This window comes from Marinobacter sp. L-13 (assembly GCF_056857715.1).
The window spans coordinates 1-20,015 of record NZ_JBSXNQ010000065.1; the positions used below are offsets into that span (position 1 = coordinate 1).

Here is a 20,015-nt window from a genome sequence, read left to right on the forward strand (position 1 = left end):
ACGTGGACCTCTCGCTTTCCCGAAGTTGCTATGGCCTTCGCCAGCGTTTAAGCGGAGAGCCGGATGCGCTGAAAGGTGCACGTCCGGTTCGGAGAGGAGAGGCAGGGAGATAGTTCGACTACGCCCTGCCTCTTACTCTACTCTGGAGCGGCCAGCGGTGGAGTTATCTGGCTGTCGTGCTGGATCTGTATGCTCGCCGCGTTGTTGGTTGGGCGTTGTCATCCAGTCCGGATGCAGATCTGGTCGTCAAAGCTCTGGACCACGCCTGGGAACTGCGCGGTCACCCAGAGAAAGTTATGTTCCATTCGGACCAGGGAAGCCAGTATGCAAGCCGTAAGTTCCGTCAGAGACTATGGCGCTATCGAATGACACAAAGCATGAGCCGACGTGGCAACTGCTGGGACAACGCACCGATGGAGAGGCTGTTCAGGAGCCTGAAATCTGAGTGGATACCGGCCTTGGGATATCGGAACCTGCCTGAGGCCAAAAAAGATGTTGGTGGCTATCTGATGGACTACTACAACCGGCAACGACCTCACACGTTCAACGGTGGTATTTCTCCCGTTGCCGCTGAGGAAAACCTTAAAATACTGTCCGGGATTAGTTGACCACTACAGGGTCATCATGAATGTTACAACCATTGGCATTGATCTGGCGAAAACTGTGTTCAGTATTCACGGCACCAATCAAGACGGCAAGGCCGTGGTTCGTAAACGGCTCAATCGCCCTAAGCTGCTGGCGTTCTTCGCGTAACTGCCACCGTGCCTGATCGGCATGGAGGCCTGTTCCGGTGCCCATTACTGGGCTCGGGAGTTAACCAAACTTAGCCACGATGCTTGGATCACGTACTCACCAATGTTCGCTATTGTTTAATTGCGTCCCCTGCTTACAAGGCTTGTTGTTTGCCTCCAATCTTTCCGTTCCAGCGAGACTATTCCAAACTCCGAGTCGGACGCCGAATTTAGCACTTTGTGTGGAAGCCCAGGCCAGCGCCCTATTCTAGAATCAACTTTAAGTTTGTTTAGCACTTTGTGTGGAAATCGTGCCGTAACCCTCTGATTCTCTGTTTCACGGGTTTAGTACTTTGCTTGGTCGTCTATTCGGCCAACAAGGAACCCGCCGCACGCGGGTCCCCCCCTTGTTTAGCCACTGGCTATGACACAGCCTGTAATGCCATGCGTTCGCCCGTATCCCTTGTGCCACGTGGCTTTCAGGGGTTTTCAGGCTTGAATACTGGGCCGTAATTTAAGGGGGGCGGCCGATTTTGGAGTTTGTACCCCCCCCTATTAGACGGAGGGTGGTTGGCCGAGATTCAGTGTTAACAAGTGGTACTGAGCTGCGCACTGTCGCAGATATCAAACACAGTCAGAAATCATCCATACGGCCAATCTGGCGGGCCAGGCGCTTGGTTTCATTCTCTCCCAAGGTCAGGAGCGACTGGAGCAGCTCCCGTGCTTCGGGAATTTCGGCTTTTTCGACAAGGGTCTGATAGAGATCAAGAATTTGCTCGTGGACGTCGAACACTTCACGGCAGATGCCAGCAATATCAAGCCTCACGTATGGCTCGTCGCAGGTCCGATGGGTTTTTATGGGATCATGAGATAGATAATCGTAAACGCGACTCTCCAATGCCTTCGCATCTCCCTGGCGCTCAAACTCCCTCACAATGCGCTCGATTTCAGATTCATGGGTGGCCAGATAGTCCAACAGGGCCCTTGCCTGCTTGTCTTCGTGCTTTGTTTCACAATGGGACAGACACCGCGCCAAGTGCGAGTGGAGCTTGCTCGTCCAGTCAATTAGCTCTCCGAGTGTTTTGATATCCATACGGGCTCATCCCTCGCGGAAGGTATACTTTAAAAAATACACTTAAACGCTGTTTCCGAACAGGGGCCTTTACTCGACTCCAATGCACTCCACCGGGCATAGCGAACGCAATGACCCCCGCACCCAGGCCGATGCAGCCAATGGCAAATTGTTCGCTCATCACCGCGCTTTGCACTGCGTCCGGCCCAGCAGCAGAGCTCATCCGGCCTACCGGTGATCCTTCTCGTAACGCCGACGCAGTAACATTGAGTTACCAATGACCGAGAGCGAGCTGACAGTCATCGCCACTACACCAATCATCGGATGCAGCAGCCCCGCCGCAGCTATAGGAATAGCCGCAGCGTTGTATCCACTGGCCCATAGGAGGTTCTCAACGATCTTTTTGAAGGTCGCACGTGACAGCACCATGGCGTCAACAACACCAGATAATTCGCCACGGACCAGGGTAACGTCAGCAGCTTCGATAGCCACATCCGCACCAGCGCCTATGGCAATGCCTACGTTAGCCTGTTTGAGTGCCGGGGCGTCGTTAATGCCATCACCCACCATGGCAACATGATTGCCGTACTTTTCCTGCAGTTCCCGAATGGCATCCACCTTACCTTCCGGCAACACCCCGGCGCGAACCTCGTCGATGCCTACTTCGCGGGCAACCGCGTTGGCTGCACGCTCGTTGTCACCAGTAATCATCACAACATACAGTCCTTGCTCGTGCATGGCCCGAATGGCGGCCACCGATTCGTCCTTGAGCGTGTCGGCTACCGCGACAATGCCGTAGGCCTTGCCGTCACGGGCAACAATAACGGCAGTTCTGCCCTGATCCTCAAGGTCGGAAAGACTCTTGTCCAGGGCCTCCAGTCCATTAACGCCCTGCTCTTCCAGCAAGAGGCGGTTACCAATCAGCACGGTGCTCTCACCGACCCTTCCCGAAACACCTCTGGCGCCGGTGGAGCGGAAATCAACAACGTTCCCGGGTTTGATACCACGTTCCCGGGCACCGTCCACAATGGCACGGGCGATGGGATGCTCAGAAGCATTTTCTACCGCGGTGGCAAGCTCCAGCAGTTCGGTCTCCGAAACGCCGTCGGCGGGTACTACATCGGTAAGCTTCGGCTCACCCCTGGTAATGGTGCCCGTTTTATCGAGGACCATTACCTTGACGTCCTTGAAGGTCTGAATGGCCTCTCCAGAACGAATCAGGATGCCCCGCTCGGCGCCGACGCCCGAACCCACCATCAGCGCAGTCGGCGTTGCCAACCCCAATGCACAGGGGCAGGCAATTACCAGCACAGCAATAGCCGCCAGGATAGCCAGCACCGGCGTGGCCGCCGTCGGGTCTACCCACGGCAGGAAAGCGGCGCCCCATTCAAGGATTGGTCGGAGTGTATCGCCTGCAAACAGCCAGACCACAAGACTGCCCAGGGCAATAACAAGAACCAGCGGCACGAAGCGACCGGTCATGCGGTCAGCAAACTCCTGGATTGGCACCCTGGAGCCCTGAGCCTCGTCGATCAGTTTCACCACCTGGGCCAGAAAGGTATCACCACCAACACGGGTAGCCTTGACTCTCAGGCGACCTTCCTTGTTGATGGTGGCACCAATAACCGTGTCTCCCGTGCTTTTGTATACCGGGACAGACTCGCCAGTGGCAATGGATTCATCCAGATGACTCTCACCATCCACCACTTCACCATCAGTGGGCACCTTGTCACCGGGCCGGACAATCATGATGTCGCCTGGAGCCAAATCCTTCACGGGAATTTCGACCTCTTCCCCTTCCCGTTCCACGCGGGCGGTCTTAGCGCCGAGGGTGAGCAATTTCCGGATGGCCTCCGAGGCCTTGCCCTTGGCTTTTGCTTCCAGGTACCGACCAAGCATATGGAAGGTCATGATGGTAACGGCCATTTCGATGAAAGAGGTCATCGGATAGACAAAGCCCACCAGACCAATCAGGTAGGGGGGAAGGCTGCCCATGGAAATGAGCACATCCATGTTGAAGGTGCCATTCTTCAGTGAACGCCAGGAAGCCTTGTGGGTAGCGGCACCGCCATAAAAAAACACTACCGGGAAGCCGAGCACTGCAATAATAGCCAGATACCCCGGAATGGGCTGCCAGAACATATGAAACATCATCAACACCATGATCAGTGTTGTCGGTACCGCAGCGATCCAGAACCTGCGTAATGCAAGCTTCAGATAGGCCTCTTCAACGGCCGAGTCCTCCTCCTGACTGGCATCTCCCTCAAGAGCGACAGCAGCAACATCATATCCGGCGCCCTCTATCAGCTCTTTCAGCTCATTTTCTGTCGGCCCATCCGAGCCGACTACCACGCTCACTGTGTGATTGGCTATGTTGGTTGACGTCGTCTGCACGCCGTCGTGTCGCGCAAGCGTACTCTTGATAATACCCGCACAATGGTCGGACCCCATTCCGGGTACCGTGACCCTGAAAGTCCTGCCACCCACTTCCCTCACGGAGGCCACATCGTAACCGGCACCCTCCACAGCGTGTTTTAAGGCTTCCCCGTCAGGCCCCGACGCAAGGGAGCGAACACTCACCTTATGTTTGGCAATGTTAGTCTCTATCTGGTCGATTCCGTCCAAGCGGCCAATCGTTTTGTTGATAATGCCGGCGCAGTGGTCTGACCCCATTCCCGGCACAATCAGCTCAAGGTCCCTTTGCCTTTGCGGTGCCTGTGTTTTCGTACTGTTCATCAAGATCTCCCGTCATTGTTTCTGTTGCTTGGCCAGTCACTGAACGCTATGAAATAAAGTAATACGAGATTGACGATGGGAATCAGTATCAGGAAGCCCATCCAGCCCGGATACCCGGTACGCTGGCAAATACGCCAGGCCGGAATCACAACTACAATGGCAATCACCAGCATCCACAGCCAGTGCCCTGCCCACATGGTGTTGCCAAACATATTATCTTCCATCATAGCACTGCCCTCCACGTCGAATGCCGGTTAATGGTGATCATGAGCATGAGATTCCTCATCTCCCGATTGCCGGGAATTCTCGGACTTTTTCAAAAAAATCTGCTCTGCCACTGCAATAACGATCATGGTGGCCACCGCAACACCGATGACAAACGGGTCCGTATTCAGCTTGACCCACACAAAGCCCCCAAGAACGAGCAAATCCAGCAAAATGGCCATGACTGGCACCCAGGCGCTGGCCTTCACGTCTTCGCGTAGATAACGAAGAACACCCCAGTGAATCGCAACATCCATTACCAGGTAGAACACGATACCCAGCGCAGCAATCCGGGAGAGGTCAAAAAAGGCCGTCAGGACCAGCCCCAGGACCACTGTATAAACCAGGGTGTGCTTCTGAATACTGCCTGGCATGCCGAAATGCCGGTGGGGGACCAGTTTCATTTCCGTCAGCATCGCCAGCATCCGGGACACCGCAAAATGCTGGCCAGAATGCCTCCGGCAGTAGCCATCATGGCAATGGCAACGGTGAACCACACGGCGTACTCCCCCAGTGCCGGGCGGGCGGCGGCGGCAAGGGAGTAGTCCTGTGTCTCGATAATCTCGGCCAGGGACAAGTTGCTGGCAACAGCAAAACCAACCAACGTATAGATCACCACGCAGGCTGCAATGGAAATAATGATCGCCCGTCCTACGTTCCGCTTGGGGTCTATTACTTCGGAGCCGCTGTTGGTAATGGTGGTGAAGCCCTTGAAAGCTAGAATTCCGAGCGCGGTTGCTCCAAGGAAGTTGCCCACAGTTCCGGCCTCTCCGGGATTCGAGAAGTCAACCGATATGGAGTCGGCGACCCATACCCCCACCAACCCGAAAATCAGTATGCCGCCGATTTTCAGGACGCCGATAAAGGAAGCCACACCCTGAATCATCCGGTTACCCAGCAGATTTATGAGAAACGCTGCCAGGATCAGTGACACCCCGAGAATGGGCACCATTCGCCCGCTTTCGTCGCCACCGAAGAGCTGCATGGTGTAGGAGCCGAACGTGCGGGCCAGAAAACTCTGGGCGATCACCATGGAAAAGTACATCAGCAAGGCGTTAAATGCGGTCGGCAGCCGGTTTCCGTAGGCCTTGTGTAAGTACATGCCGATACCGCCCGCAGACGGGTACGCATCGGAAATTTTGATGTAGGAATAAGCACTGAAGCTGACGATCACGGCGGCCGCCAGAAACGCCAGGGGGAACAGAACGCCCGTCATCTGTGCCATCTGTCCGGTCAACGCAAAAATACCAGCGCCTATCATGACGCCGGTACCCAGCATGACGGTTCCTGGCAGGGTGAGACTGCCTTCCTGATAGCGAGTGGTTCTGTCTTGCTCCCTGCTCATTCAACCTCCGGTTATTGTCGTTTCTATTTACGCTTCATAGGTGGGATTTTGGAACAGCAAAACGGATCATGTTTTGCGTTGGCCCGAACATTGTCGTCTGTAAACCGACACCACGCCAGTTTCCGCTGGGTCCACCACCCGGCCTGCAACCCGCCTCCGTGGGTTTTGATCAGTTCCATTAACTCGTCAAGAGACCAATGGGTTCCATCGTAGACGACATGCAGCTGGTTGTTCGGTTTGCGCTCGGCAAAATCAACACAGGGATGATGGTTGAGTTCATGGATGAAATCGCCCCACTGACTCTCGCCAAATCACTCACCATTTTGGCACGTAGATGCCGGTGAGGTGAGGAGGAGTCCATCCCATTGATTCAGGTTACTGATGAAAATGAATAATCACGGTAATCCTGATGCCTATGCGCCGTATCCTCTTGGCCGTGTAGCGACAAACGTCAGGCACTCACCCAACCGATCTCATTGTACCCGGCGTCGAAAGACCCAAAGGGAGAAAATAAACAGCGTGACACCGATTACCAGCAAGGCGAGAGCCTCATCCCAGAGAACCGCCAGGTCGGCGCCTTTGAGGAAAATACCGACGATGATATCCATGTAATAACGCAGTGGACTCAGCAGGGAGAGGCTTTGCAGGAAAGGCGGCATGGCTTCTACCGGCGTCAAACTGCCCGACAGGAACATCAGCGGGAAAAGTCCGAAAAAGGAGAGCAGCAACGCCTGCTGAAGGGTCCGGCTGTAGGCGGCAATCAGTACGCCCAGCGCAATCGCACTGAGCAAAAAGATGGCGGTCAGCACCAGAAATAAAAGCAGACTGCCCTGAAGGGGCACATCAAAGACTCTGACAATCACCAAACTCGGAAAGATGGACAGTACGCCCATGATCAGCGTGGGTGTGACCTTGGCCAGGAACAGTTCCAGGGTGGAAATGGGCGTCACCAGCAGCTGCTCGATAGTGCCTCGCTCCTTTTCCCGGACAATAGAGGCGGCCGGGTGAATAACGCCCACCATCATACCGGCCAGAGCAATCATCGATAACACGATAAAACCCGATGTTGTCAGATCGGGGTTATACCAGATACGGATCAGGGGTACCGCGACCCCCTTCTTCCCGGCAGCAGGGAGCGCTTCGCGCTCCTGGCGCTGGACGATCTGCAGAGCATCATTGACGGCATTGGCGGCAATGTTGGAATTGGTGCCGTCCTGGAGCAACTGGAGCTGAGCACTCTTGCCAGCGAGAAGAGCACCTTCGAACCCGGCGGGAACGACCAACACCATGGTGGCATCGCCTTTCTCCAGGAGGTCAGTGGCGGTTGCCACACGGGTTTCCTGAAATTTCAGGTCGAAGGTTTCGCTCACCGCAAATTTCTGGATCAACGAGCGACTCAAGGCGCTGCGATCCTCGTCCACCACCGCCAGGGGCAGGTGGCTTACATCAAAACTGAGCGCAACGGCACAAATGACGACTTCAATGGTGTAAAGCCAAAGTATCAGGGTCAGTATCAACCGGTCACGAAAGAACTGCACGAGCTCCTTGCGCAACAAACCAAATAAGGCAATTCCCATCAGGCCACCTTCTGCTTCATTCGCCAGGCCGCGAAGACAAATACCAGGACCGTATAGACGATCAACATCATCAGATTTGGCAGAACGGCTTCAAGGCCGGCTGATTTCAGTACGATGCCCCGGGAGATTTCCATAAAATAACCGGCAGGGAAAAGCCAGCTATACAGTTGCAGGGCAAGAGGCATGGTGAACAGAGGGAACAGAAAACCGGAAAACAAAAACGACGGCATCAAGGTGACAATCAGCGTTATCAACATGGCCGCCAACTGGGTACGGACCAGGGATGAGACCAACAGGCCGATACCCACCGTGGTCAGCACATAAACGAAAGCGGACGTCAGCAGCAGTATCGGGCTGCCGGCAATGGGGACCTGAAACCAGGCAAACCCCACCACCATGACCATAAGAATCTCCAGGAAAGCCACCAGACCGTAGGGCACCAGCTTGCCGACAACAAACTCGGTTGAGGTGACCGGCGATGCATAGATCTGCTCAATCGTACCGGTCTCTTTCTCACGCACGATCGCCAGGGCGGTCAGCAGGGGTGGGAACGCCATCAGGATCACGGCAAATAACCCGGGGATGACGAAATTGACGCTGCGCAGGGAGGGATTGAACCAGACCCTGGCCTGGACCCGGACGGCGCTCTGACGCGGGGCGGGGAAATTTGCGATTACCGCCTCGGCATAGGCCGATGCCAATCGACCCAGAACAGGATAGCCGCCGTCCACGATCACCTGGACAGGCGCCTCGTCGCCTCTGAGCAGTTGCCGGGCCAAGCCGGCTGGAATCACCACGCCCATGCTGATGGTCGAGCTTTGCAGTGCCGACTCCAGATCGCGGAGATCGGTCGTTTTCTGCTCTAATTGAAAATACCGCGAGCTGTCGAAACGGGCTGACAGGTCGCGGCTTGCCGGCGTGTTGTCCAGATCGTAAATGCCCACGGCAACCTGTTCCACATCCAGATTGACCGCATAGCCGAACAGAAAAAGCATGATCAGCGGCATGATCACGGCCAACGCAATGGTAACCGGGTCGCGAATCAGCTCGCGACTTTCCTTGACGATGAGGGCTCCAAGCCGATGAGCCTTCATGGTCCCAACGCCCGGGAATTGGCCGTTCCCGCCTGTTCTATGGCCGCCGTGAAGAGCATCTCCACCGTGGCGTCGGCTTCGAGGCCGAGCGAATGATTCAGCGATGATCGGCTACCGTGTGCAAGCAGCCGCCCGTCCAGCATTAACGCCAAACGATCACAATAGGCCGCTTCCTCCAGGTAGTGGGTAGTGACCAGCACGGTCATACCGCTGGCGGCCAGCTCACGGATAACCCGCCAGAAAAGGTACCGGGCGACGGGATCGACACCCGAGGTGGGCTCATCAAGGAACAAGACCCGGGGCCGGTGAAGCAGGCTGCAGGCCAGCGCCAGACGCTGGCGCAAGGCACTTGAAAGATCACCGGTGAGCTTGTCGGGAATATCTGTCAGCCCCGTTACTTCCCTGGCCCAGTCGATCGCAGCCCGCGCCGCGCCTCCGGCCAGGCCGTAGGCATTGGCAAAGAAGCGGAGATTCTCCCAGGGGGTCAGTTCCAGATAGAGTGAAAACCGTTGTGACATATAACCAATTTGCCGGCGCAATGCGGTGCTACCCCCGCCGGAGCTCACCCCGGCCACCCGGGCGTTGCCCTCATCGATGGCCACCAGCCCGCACAAGGCCCTGATCAGGGTTGTCTTGCCCGCCCCGTTGGGCCCCAGCAACGCAAGCAGTTCGCCAGATGGCGCCTCGAAACTCACCCGGTCAACGGCCTTGAAATGTCCGAAGCGGACGCTCAGGCCGGTGGCCACCAGCCCTTCCTCTTTTCCCCTGTCTTGCCGGGCCAATTCCGGAAACTGCTGCTCGCCGGCCCTCCTGTCCGTCCGCAGCACAAACAGATCCTCGAGCCGGGGCTCGGCCGCCGCCAGGTGGGTTCCCTCGGGCAATAACTCGGCGAGCTGGTTTTCAGCGATGTCCGCGTTCATCACCAGTCGCAGGTGATCCGGCAACCACTGCACTGAATGGACGCTGTCAATTTGAGCCAGGATGCCGGACAACTCCCGCAAGCCTCGTCCGGTATCTCCAGCATTTACAGTGAACACCCTTCCGGCGGCGGGCCTCAGCAGCTCTTCCAGCGACCCATCCGCAAGAACGCGGCCCTGTTCCAGCAGCAGTATCCTGTCGCAGCGCTCCGCCTCGTCCATGTAGGAGGTAGCCACAACCATGGTCAGGCCCTGCGACCGGAAGCGGTCGAGCATGGTCCAGAGATGGCGCCGGGACAGGGGGTCGACGCCGAGCCCCGGTTCGTCAAGGATCAGCAGCTCCGGTTCATGGACCAGATTGGTACATAGCGACAACTTTTTCCGCATGCCACCGGACAGTTTGGCGGCGGGCCTGTCAGTAAAGCGGCCAAGCCCCGACATGGATAGCAACCTTTCTGAACGCTCCCGATAGAGTTCGTCGGGCACATCCCGGATGCGAGCGGCAAAGCTCAGGTTTTCCTTGACGCTGAGTCGATCGTAAAGCGTAAATCCCTGGGACATATAGCCAATCCGGGCAGCAACCTGCTTGGCCTCACGACGGGTATCGAAGCCCAGGACCCGGCATTCCCCCACAGTGGGGTCCAGGATGCCAGCCAACATCTGTAACAGCGTCGTCTTGCCAGCGCCATCAGCACCGACAATGCCCACTCGTTGGCCGCGATCAACGGAAACATCCAGTGGCTCGATGACAACATTGTCTCCGAATTGGCGGCCAAGGCCTTTGGCGACGATGGGTTCCGGGGAAGACATGACGGCTCAGCGCGCCGGAACCGAGAGGGTCGCTGGCCACTCGGCGTCCGGATCCCAGCGAATCCAGGCATCTGCCGGCATACCCGGTTTCAGAGCATCGGCCGGATTATCCAGCACCAGGGTAACGCCATAGACCATCCGAACTCTCTCGTCGGGCATGTGGACATCGCGGGGGGTGAACTGGGCGAAATCGTCAATCCTGCCGACTTTGGCGGAAAAGTCCCCGGGCAAACCGTCCACGCGGATTCTGGCGGGATCCCCCAAGCTGATCCGGTTGAGGATATCACCGGGGACATAAACCTTGAGTTCGAGCTGCTGCAGATTCACCATCGTGGCCAGCGGCTGGCCGGTATCGACAACCTCTCCCGTCTCCACCGCCCGGATCAGGATGGTTCCGGAGAGCGGCGCGGCAACCTCCGCTTTGTCCAGTTGCGATTCAGCCAGTGCCACCTGCGCCGCACTTGCAGCCACCTGTTCTTCGGCGGCATCCTTCTGCCGCTGGAGAGACTCAAGTCGGCCCCGGGCCTCACTGACGGCATTTTCCGCCTGATCCAGATCACTCGAGCTGGCCAGATTGCGGGACCGCAAGTCCCGGATCCGCTGCCGTTGTTTCTCGGCATTCTTGAGATGATGACGCCAGGTGGTGATTTGGCTGTCGAAGCCGTCACGGACTTCCCGCGCCGAGGCCAGCTCGGCCTGTGCCGAGCGCAGGCGGTCTCTGGCATCGGCGGGGTCGATCACGGCTACCGTGTCGCCAGCCGAAACCTTGCTGCCTTCCGCGAGATGGTGCTCGATGACCCGACCGGCCACTTCGGCCGCGATCCGCACTTCCCGCCCCTCGATATGGCCATTGCCATAGACGATTCCCTGCGGCAAGGGCTCTTCCCCAAACAGAACAAAAACCCCATAAGAACCGCCGGCGAGCACCAACACCGCTATCAGAGACCAGAGCCAGGATTGGGATTTCACCAAACACTCCTTATGACATTACTGTTCAGGTTGGAGCCGGGATCAGGGCCACTGCCTCTCACTCCAGCCAATGAGATCGCCCACTCTAGCACACGGCAGCCGCCGCGACCAAGGTCGTTGCCGGATCTTAAGCGGCTCATTCAGGTCGCCCTCGAAGATGGCCGTCAGGGCATCGTCAAAGACGCAAAATGGATTGGTAGCCTGCCACATCCACCTCAAACCGGGTGTTCTGACGCAAGTGATCCCTCAGCGCCTCCAGCGCCTCCGGATCACCGTGGATCAGGTTGATCGGCGTTTCGGGGGCCAGGTCACTCTGAGCAAGCCACTGTTCAATCTCTGCGAAATCCCCGTGCCCGGAAAGCCCACTCAACACCTCCAGCCGGGCCTTGACCGGAATCCAGTCGCCGTGGATCTTGATCCTTTCCGCTCCGCCAATCATCTTGGCCCCTCGTGTTCCCCCGGCCTGATAGCCGGCGAAAATAACAGTTGTGCGGTGCTGGCCCAGGAGGCGCTTGAAATGATGAAGTATGCGTCCACCTGTTGCCATGCCACTGCCGGCAATAATTACGTGGGGGTATGCCTGGCCAGCCAGCGCCTTGGAGTCCTGAACACTGCGACTGTAATGAACGGTGCTACACATTTCGTGGCACTCGGAACTGCTCAATCGGTGCTGATCCTCGTAGCGGCAGTAAATCTCGGAAACATCGATTGCCATGGGACTATCGAGGTAAATTGGAAGCACTGGAATTCGCCCCGCCTTCATCAGGGTAGTGAACATATGCTGTAAAACCTGCGCCCTGCCCACAGCAAAGGCCGGAATCAATATATTGCCCCCTTTGTCGACGGTTTCATTAACGATGTCTGCCAACTGCGACAACGGGTCCGCATCGTCGTGGCGACGATTGCCATACGTTGACTCCAGCATCAGCATGTCCAGAGCTGGCAGAGGCGCAGGTGGCCTCATGAAAATATCGTTGAGGCGCCCAACATCGCCGGAAAAACCGATGCGTTTACCTTCCGTCTCAATAATGATGCAGGCAGCACCGAGAATGTGCCCAACCGGCCGAAGATGGAAGCGTATATCACCGAGCTGGACTTCTTCGTAAAAGTCTACCGGCTGAAACAACTCCATACAGGCGTCCGCATCATCCTGGTCATACAGAGGCTCCGGAGTTTCATGTTTACTCAGTTTATGGCGGCCGAGGTAATGCGCCTCCTCTTCCTGGAGATGGCCGCTATCAGCCAGCAGTATTTCACTCAAATCACGGGTAGCGTGGTGGGTATAAACCGCCCCTCGAAACCCCTGCTTGTACAACACAGGTATATAGCCCGAGTGATCCAGGTGGGCGTGGGTCAGAAGCACTGCGTCCAGTGATTCTATATCCAGCGGCAATGGCTGCCGGTTGCGCTTTCTCAGCCACTTGTAACCCTGGAACAAACCACAATCAACCAGAACCCGCGTCTCCCCCGCTTCAATCAGGAACTTGGATCCGGTAACCGTCTCTGCGCCACCAAGGAATGTAATATTCATCGACTCTTACTCCTGTCCTGATTGAGAAAATGCCTGATCGGTGGCGCCAGCAACTCACTGACATCAATACCGTTGGTACTGTGTGGAATGGTGTTGGTGGTCACCAGAGACTGTAAACCCGCAGCCAAAAGATACTGATCCGAAGCCTCGGCAAAGATGCCGTGCACCGCAGCACAGAGAATAGCCTCCATACCCTGCTCCTCGAGGCTGTCAAGCAGGCGGACCAATGTCGGATTCTCGATGGTCATCAAATGGGCTAACTCCCGCTGGGTCAATCCTCCACCACCACGCTGCAGGCAGACCATGGTGAACCATCGAGCCTGGGTAACCCCAAGGTCTTTCAAGCGCTCATCCAGTAAACTTGCGCCAGCGCCTTGCCACCCGAGCACTGGTGAAAGGAAACTGATCTCGAGGGATTTGTGGGTCCATATCGCTGTCCTGCTATTGCTGACTCAGTAACAGTAAATCGTAAGCTAATCATTGAGGCCAACATAAGTCACACATTGATCTGGGATCAGGCTTGCGCCAGATCAATATGCAACATCACGCGGATTCCGAGGCCAGCTAAGGAACTTCTCCTTCCAGTGAGACAGGTAACTCCTCACTTTTTCAGAGACAGGAGGCCTTCAGCGTATTGTCGCCCTGGTAGACACCCTTGCACCGTGACCGGCAACCGGCTTAAAAAAGCTGGCGCCGAGCGCTCCACAACGCTGTAGCATCTTCACTCGAAACCAGCCCGGTCTTCGGCACGACGTCTTCCAGGCAATCCGCATCCGCTAAGGTCAGTCCCCAGTCGGGTAGAGTATGCGGGGTCGACAACAAGGCCAAGTTCCGCTTATCGGCCAGAATGGCATGTACTCGGGAGGTTGGGTGACCAAAAAATCAGTAGTTCAATAGGTTGAGAGTGTTTTTGCGCTATTTTTCGCGTTTGTCTGCCAGCCCTCATATAGAGATACATCTGTACGGCAAAGACGAGGTAGATGGATAAGAACGGCAGAAAAAACCACAACGGCTCGTTGAGATAGTGCTGCATCAAGCGCCAGACTATCATGTTTTCCAGCGCCATACCCATGGGATAAAGCACGATGAAGCCGCTGTAGCGTGCCCAGGCCAGCAAAGGGTTCGCTTTCTCAAGGTAATACAGATACCTCAAGGTATCCGCGCCGACCCAGGCCACGCCCAAAATCACAATCATCCACTGTGGGCCGAGAGGCAGGAATAAAAATAAGAGAACAGATACTGCGATCCGCGCACCGACCTGGATGAGGCTTGGGACAAACGTTGACCCGGTGTTGCCTCTGGCAGCCGACCACACCTCAATCACAGCCAACCCTTGCGACAGGCCGATCGCGGTCACCAAAGCGGAAACGTTAACCGTGCCGGTGACTGATAAGATCAAAACCAGCGAGATCAGTCCCTGCAAACAGAGCTGAACGATGTTGTAGCAATTCATTGCGCTTGGCTGCATGAGATAACCCAGGAACCCTTCCCTCTAATCCAACATAAGATATTCGGCTACCGCCTGGTGTATACATCACCTGTCGGACAGTTGCTGATCCAAATGCACTTGTCCGCAAACTCTGGAACGATGGAGGAGACCAGCGCATTGTCGTCCAGCTTTCCTTCAGCCACGAGTATATCGGTAAGCAGGCCCGTCATCGACTTGGTCATAGACATAGCTCCGTGATTGCCGGCCTCGTCGAGGTATTGACGGGTGCAGACTCGCAGTAAACGATACTGCGCCCAATACGTTTTTACAAAACGACGGCGCGAGACACATCAGCCAATCCTGGAATCAACTCGTATGAACTAGACTCGGGATATGGAATGGGTCCCTCAGTTCATTCACAAAACAGCGAGAACAAAAAATGAAATTCCAGAAAACTTCGCGCAATTGGCTTGCCCTGGCTCTCTCTCTGGGTCTTTCTGCCACCGCTTTTACGGCGCACGCCCACGAAGGCCCGGCTCCGTCTTCATCGGGCCCTGACACTAGCCAACCGAATGGAGGCACCGCGCAGGGAATGCAGCACCACTACTCTCATAAAAATGGTTATCAAGGACACCATGGCAACAGCGCTCACTCGCGCCATCATGGCATGCACAATCAAGGTGGGATGCATCATGGTATGAACGGCTATCAGGGCACGCCTCGTGGCCCTTCGATGGAGCTTGATCTTGACGATGGCCAACTTGAAGAGATTGCTGGGATTGAAAAGGAGCTGCGATCAGATCTTCAGGAACTGAAGGTCCAAAGGTACGAGGAATCGCTCAAGTTACAGGAGCTTTACGCCGAAGATGAGCTCGATGCGGGCGATATCAATGATCAACAGCAAAAGGTTTTCGACGTCATCAAGGAAATAACGGAATTACAGGTTGAAGCCCAACAGGACATTCGCGACCTGTTGACCTCCGAGCAGAGAACTCAGCTTCAGCGTTCAGGTGGCTGGCTCATGTTGAATTGATCTCACTTTTTCAAGCAGAACACTCAGATAATCAACCCGGGGCAGCGTCGCGGGTTGAGAAGTTTCTAACGTCGTCTACGGGTATTTGCATACGTGCAGTAATGGTTTCTGCATACGTCCGTGAAAGCCTCTTTCAAGTACACTAATCATTAGCTTGAACACAATGCATCGACAAACGATGTTTGCCCGCTGCAACTGATCGATGGGAGAAGCCTCTGCAAAACGGAAGCAGGATCCATCGAAAAACCATTGGAGGTTTTCAAACTTATGAACGTCATCCCTGTGATCACCCTATTTGGCGGCTTGGCTGCATTTTTCGCTCTGGCCGTAACACTGAGATACGCCGCCTGCAAAACTCAGGTGGTTGATAAGCAGAACGACAACCAACTCGCTGGCTCATAAAAGCTAGCCACCCGGATTACTGGCAAGCTCTTTAAGCGCTCTCATCGCCTCATCAATGCGATCGCTAGGCACAAACATGTGATCGTGATAGAACCCTGCTATCACGTTAGTGGTAATGCCCCGTTCAGCCAATAGGCTTGTGACGACAGATGTGAGCCCGAGAGCTTCAAGGCTGGAGTGGCCCTCCAGAGTGATGCGACGGAATACTCTGTAGTAGTCCAGGCCTTCGGTCTTGGCCTCATCTAGAGGAATGACCAGGGTAAGGCCTTCCAGTTCGGCAATGCTGACAATGGGCTTGAGGTGTTCCAGTTCACCGTACTTTGCCTTTGGCACCGTGCAGTAGACATAAGTTGTCGAATCCAGTGTTGGCGAGAGCTGCTTGATCAATTCCTGAAGAAATTCGCTTCGCATCATGTTTACTATCCTTTATCGAAAGGTCATGGTCATGGTCATAACAAAAACTTAGCACTTTCTGCAGGCTACCAAAGCAGAATACTCGTTTTTCCTCCCCATTAACTTTTTCAGGGCACCGTTAAGCTTGGCGGCATGCTGATTCAGGGCAATATCGTCAAATACGGTTGGAAAGCCGGCGCTCCGATGATTCAGACGCTCACTGGAGCGCTTTTTCCACCGCCTCCAGAAAGCCAATCATATCCACCACTTGTTCAGACTCCGGATCAACGGTTTTTCCTTTCAGATCGGCAGTAACGATGCCGCTGTCCACCGTGTCGGTTAATGCCGCTTTCAATTGAACGGCGTATTGGCTCAAAGGCTCGTTGCCTTCCCGCTCACCCAGGGTTTCCAGAGCGTTGCCCAGCGCAAAAATCAGGGCCGACGGGTTGAAATGAGCTACCTTACCGTCGCTCTCGAGATACTTCAGGTAAAGATCATGGGCGGTGCCATGGGGTGCCTCGAACAGCATGGTTCCGTCTTTGCTCTCGATGATTGAACTGGCCGTCGCCAGGCTTCCCCCGAGAGCGGCGGAAATGTCCGAGAAGATATCGCCGTCGAGGTTCTGGGAGGGATAAAGCGCATTTCTCGGTGGATCCGTGATCATCTTTTTAAGCTGGCTGGACGGCCGCATGATCATGAACGAGGGCGGCGGTGTATGCTCGCTGGCCAGTTCCCTGCGCACTTCGGTAATGACCTCGCTGTAGACTTCGTCGTACTCCATGTACTCGCGCTTGAGACCAAAATACACCTCTTTGTCCTTGCGGGAGGCATCCCGGAAGACTTGCAGAACCCAGTCCTTGATGGCTTCCCGGTCATTGGACATGAGCAGCATCGGGTCGCCTTTCCTGACCCGGCGGGCATGCTTCTCGTCACCGTCGACGATCACCTTGAGAATGCCATCCTCCTTGGCCGCCATGTTGAAGCTACCATACTGGTCGCCGCCCCCAGCGCTCATCCGTGAGATGGACACATGAGCCCCGCGGCCTGGAATGCCGAATTCCTTGAGTTGGTTCACCAGCTTGAGCAGCTTTCGCCCGGTGGTATTATCCGGCACACCCCAGAGCGCACGCTCCGGCGGATTGGAAACAATGCGGGCTGCCTGGGCATCAATCAGTTCGTAGTAGTAATTCAGCCCCAGGTCTTCAATCTGCTTCTTGTAGTCACTGTGATAGATGTCCTCGATCACCGAGCGCATGGCCCCATCGTAGCCGGGGATCACCGTATCCTTGAGGCCGAGGTATACGTCTCGTTTTTCTGCGATTGCACGCTGGAAAAAGCGATGCGCCCAGGCTTTCACATCCTCGATGTCATTCGTCGCAAGCAGCCACGGATCGCCTTTGCGAATCTCTCGCCGATGAAGCTCTACCGGGTCGCCGCTGCTGCCCACAAACATCAGCTTGACCACGCCGGTTGCCAGGGAAAGCTGGTTAAAGCTGTCCTTGATGCCGCCGAATTCCATGGTATCCACCTCAATGTCACGCCCGACCCACTGGGGGCGGCGGATGTTGAGGTTGCGGAACTGGATATCCTCGCGGGTAATATTGCCACTGATGCCCTTGCGGATCGCACCATTGGGGGACTTGGTCGCCAGCGGGTGCAGATTTTCGCCATCCACATCCGGGTGTTTCCTGAGCAAGTCCTCCAACTGCTGGCGGTTTACCGTCATGCCAGCGTTCTTTACACCCACTCCGTGGCGTTGGAGCGAATCGATGGCATCAATAACCACCTGGCCATTGGTCAGCAGCCGGTTTTCCGCAGACAGATCGATTTCCTCAAGCTGAATATCAAGCCGTGAGCTCACAAACTTCTTGAGAATGTGTTCAAACGCAACCTGAGCCATCTCGTCGCCGTGAAGGATTACAAGGGGCGAGGTCACACTGATTCTACTGTCCATGAAAATCTCCCTGCTGTTTGTTGGCCTGGTCAGTCCTGCTGCGATGCCGACTGCTTGATCCCTAGCCGTTCATTGACGGCATCCCGGATCTCCCGGTAACGCTCGGGATTTTTCGCCAGGAAATCCAGATTGTCCTCGGGGAATATCTCTTTTTTCTTTTTGCCGGCTTCCTCACTGGTAAAAATAGACGGCAAAAGCTGTTCAAGGCAACGTAGCATGACTTCCGGCGATACCGACGCACCAGGCGATGCACCCAGGAGCGTGCCGTAGGTCTTGTCTTTCGAGACGAGGATCTCTGTACCCATTTGCAGATCTCCATCGCGGATGATCTGAACCCGCTGCCCGGCCTCAACCGCTTTCCAGTTGAACTTCTTGCTCATGCCCGGTGCGAAACTGTCCAGCTCCTCGAACATGCTCTTTTCACCCTTGAAGGTCTCTGAAACCAGATATTTGACCAACGGGAAGTGCTCAATGGCGACATTCAGCAAGCTCGGGATATCGTGGAGGCGCATGGATCGGAGGTAGTCCAGGAACCCCCGGCCCCTCTCCAGCACCGGTTTAAACGAGGCAAAAGGACCAAACAGAAGATAATACCTATCATCCGAAACCCGCAGGTCCAGATGGGGAACGGACATCGGAGGCGCACCCACTTTCGCCTTTCCGTAAGTTTTCGCTCTGTACTGCTCGGCCTGTTCGGCGGTGATCTCGGCCTGCAGGAACCGTCCGCCGACGGGAAAACCGGTGAAGCGGCGCGCGAAAGGCAAGTGACTCTTTTTCAGGATCGGGAAGGCACCGCCGCCGGCACCGACGAAAAGAACGTCGGCCTTGTAGCGGCGATCAACGCCCCTGCTCTGGGTTTCCACAAGCCAGCTTCCGGCGGGGCTGCGATGCACTCGCTTGACGTGCGTCCCGTATTCAATTTTCACCCCAAGATCGTCAACAGCATGCTTGGCCATTTGCTCTGTGAGGGCGCCAAAGTTGACGTCCGTGCCCGTCTCGATAACGGTCGCCGCCATTTTCTCGTGTCTGGGCCGCTCCTCCATGGTGTATGGAATCCAGCTCTTGATCTCGTCGAAATCCTCGGAGTAACGCATCTGTTCGAAGAAATGGTGGGACGACATCTCATTGAACCGGAGCTTCAGTTCCTGAATAGACGGCTCGGAGACGATGGTGCAGTGCTTGGTCTGGTTGATAAACGATTTGGGGTCTTTGATGGCCCCTTTCTGGATCAGGTACGCCCAGAACTGCTTGGCCACATTGAACTGAGCGTGAATCTTCACCGCCTTTTCGACTGAAATAACCTCTTCGTCCACCGGCGTATAGTTCAGCTCACAATTCGCCTCGTGCCCGGTTCCGGCGTTATTGAACACCCAGGAGTTGCCTGCCCCGGGGCCGTCCAGTCTTTCGAGAATGGTGATATCCAGTTCCGGTGCCAGTTCTTTCGCGAGGGTCGCGAAAGTTGTGCCCATGATCCCTGCGCCAATGATGATTACGTTCATTAAAACCTACCCACGTGAGTCGAATGTCTGAACAAGGTTGGAAAAGTGTGTGTATTGACGGTAGCACGCTTCGGCAGACACGGAAAACGCGTGCCGAGCGTTCATTAACAAAGGAAATTTCTGAACAGAAGGGTCTACCCCTGTTTCGCAGTTTACGTTAAGGTAAACATGAACTGGCGGGAATCACACCAGATTTCGCCAGGCTGTCTACAATGACATTAACTACACTCCCACAAGGAGTGTTTGTTCCTCAGGCCAC

Annotated in this window: 14 protein-coding genes and 5 pseudogenes; 3 read left to right on the top strand and 16 right to left on the bottom strand. The window is 55.6% G+C overall.

The annotated features are described in order from the left end of the window. Positions 1-131: 131 nt before the first annotated feature. Together AC13DD_RS17615 and AC13DD_RS17620 are read left to right on the top strand one after the other, a co-directional pair. Positions 132-608: pseudogene (locus tag AC13DD_RS17615) on the top strand (IS3 family transposase); the annotation flags it as partial. 16 nt (positions 609-624) lie between these two features. Beyond that, positions 625-834, top strand: a pseudogene (locus AC13DD_RS17620) (IS110 family transposase); the annotation flags it as partial. Positions 835-1,365: 531 nt separating this feature from the next. Here the strand turns inward: AC13DD_RS17620 and AC13DD_RS17625 are convergent. From AC13DD_RS17625 to AC13DD_RS17685, 13 genes and pseudogenes are all read right to left on the bottom strand, one after another. Further along, complete coding sequence (locus tag AC13DD_RS17625) at positions 1,366-1,824, bottom strand: hypothetical protein (RefSeq protein WP_008172243.1); 459 nt, start codon at positions 1,822-1,824, stop codon at positions 1,366-1,368. 207 nt (positions 1,825-2,031) lie between these two features. After that, positions 2,032-4,539 carry a heavy metal translocating P-type ATPase gene (locus AC13DD_RS17630; protein ID WP_104272403.1) on the bottom strand — a complete coding sequence of 836 codons (2,508 nt, stop codon included), beginning with the start codon at positions 4,537-4,539 and terminating at the stop codon, positions 2,032-2,034. Next, the gene (locus AC13DD_RS17635; RefSeq protein ID WP_008172241.1) at positions 4,539-4,766 is read right to left on the bottom strand and encodes a DUF805 domain-containing protein; all 228 of its coding nucleotides are present in this window, start codon (positions 4,764-4,766) and stop codon (positions 4,539-4,541) included. Before AC13DD_RS17635 ends, AC13DD_RS17630 begins: the two co-directional genes overlap by 1 nt. A 27-nt stretch (positions 4,767-4,793) precedes the next feature. After that, positions 4,794-6,148 (bottom strand): annotated as a pseudogene (locus tag AC13DD_RS17640) (APC family permease). A gap of 23 nt (positions 6,149-6,171) precedes the next feature. Beyond that, a pseudogene (locus AC13DD_RS17645) lies at positions 6,172-6,456 on the bottom strand (hypothetical protein); the annotation flags it as partial. A 165-nt stretch (positions 6,457-6,621) separates the two neighbouring features. Continuing rightward, positions 6,622-7,725, bottom strand: coding sequence for an ABC transporter permease (locus AC13DD_RS17650; protein ID WP_482931535.1), 1,104 nt, complete (start codon positions 7,723-7,725; stop codon positions 6,622-6,624). Continuing rightward, positions 7,725-8,819 carry an ABC transporter permease gene (locus tag AC13DD_RS17655; RefSeq protein ID WP_008172528.1) on the bottom strand — a complete coding sequence of 365 codons (1,095 nt, stop codon included), beginning with the start codon at positions 8,817-8,819 and terminating at the stop codon, positions 7,725-7,727. Before AC13DD_RS17655 ends, AC13DD_RS17650 begins: the two co-directional genes overlap by 1 nt. Continuing rightward, positions 8,816-10,546, bottom strand: coding sequence for an ATP-binding cassette domain-containing protein (locus tag AC13DD_RS17660; protein WP_104272407.1), 1,731 nt, complete (start codon positions 10,544-10,546; stop codon positions 8,816-8,818). Before AC13DD_RS17660 ends, AC13DD_RS17655 begins: the two co-directional genes overlap by 4 nt. A 6-nt stretch (positions 10,547-10,552) precedes the next feature. Then, entirely contained in the window at positions 10,553-11,515 is a 963-nt protein-coding gene (locus tag AC13DD_RS17665) for an HlyD family secretion protein (RefSeq protein WP_482931536.1), read from the bottom strand. A 175-nt stretch (positions 11,516-11,690) separates the two neighbouring features. Then, positions 11,691-13,046, bottom strand: coding sequence for an MBL fold metallo-hydrolase RNA specificity domain-containing protein (locus AC13DD_RS17670; RefSeq protein ID WP_482931537.1), 1,356 nt, complete (start codon positions 13,044-13,046; stop codon positions 11,691-11,693). 188 nt (positions 13,047-13,234) lie between these two features. Continuing rightward, positions 13,235-13,475 (bottom strand): annotated as a pseudogene (locus tag AC13DD_RS17675) (MarR family transcriptional regulator); the annotation flags it as partial. Between the two features lie 406 nt (positions 13,476-13,881). Continuing rightward, the gene (locus AC13DD_RS17680) at positions 13,882-14,514 is read right to left on the bottom strand and encodes a protein tyrosine phosphatase-like domain-containing protein (RefSeq protein WP_008171127.1); all 633 of its coding nucleotides are present in this window, start codon (positions 14,512-14,514) and stop codon (positions 13,882-13,884) included. Between the two features lie 47 nt (positions 14,515-14,561). Continuing rightward, positions 14,562-14,717 (bottom strand): hypothetical protein, encoded by a 156-nt coding sequence (locus AC13DD_RS17685; RefSeq protein WP_008171128.1) that lies wholly within the window; start codon positions 14,715-14,717, stop codon positions 14,562-14,564. A 197-nt stretch (positions 14,718-14,914) separates the two neighbouring features. On the opposite strand from AC13DD_RS17685, the gene AC13DD_RS17690 reads away from it, so the two are divergent. Then, positions 14,915-15,508 carry a Spy/CpxP family protein refolding chaperone gene (locus AC13DD_RS17690; protein ID WP_139043662.1) on the top strand — a complete coding sequence of 198 codons (594 nt, stop codon included), beginning with the start codon at positions 14,915-14,917 and terminating at the stop codon, positions 15,506-15,508. 405 nt (positions 15,509-15,913) lie between these two features. Here the strand turns inward: AC13DD_RS17690 and AC13DD_RS17695 are convergent, their stop codons facing one another. The 3 genes from AC13DD_RS17695 to AC13DD_RS17705 all read right to left on the bottom strand — a co-directional run bounded on the left by AC13DD_RS17695 (position 15,914) and on the right by AC13DD_RS17705 (position 19,756). After that, entirely contained in the window at positions 15,914-16,324 is a 411-nt protein-coding gene (locus tag AC13DD_RS17695; RefSeq protein WP_008171134.1) for an ACT domain-containing protein, read from the bottom strand. A gap of 196 nt (positions 16,325-16,520) precedes the next feature. Continuing rightward, entirely contained in the window at positions 16,521-18,257 is a 1,737-nt protein-coding gene (locus AC13DD_RS17700) for an isocitrate/isopropylmalate family dehydrogenase (RefSeq protein ID WP_008171135.1), read from the bottom strand. A gap of 29 nt (positions 18,258-18,286) precedes the next feature. After that, the gene (locus tag AC13DD_RS17705) at positions 18,287-19,756 is read right to left on the bottom strand and encodes a malate:quinone oxidoreductase (protein ID WP_008171136.1); all 1,470 of its coding nucleotides are present in this window, start codon (positions 19,754-19,756) and stop codon (positions 18,287-18,289) included. Positions 19,757-20,015: the final 259 nt, after the last annotated feature.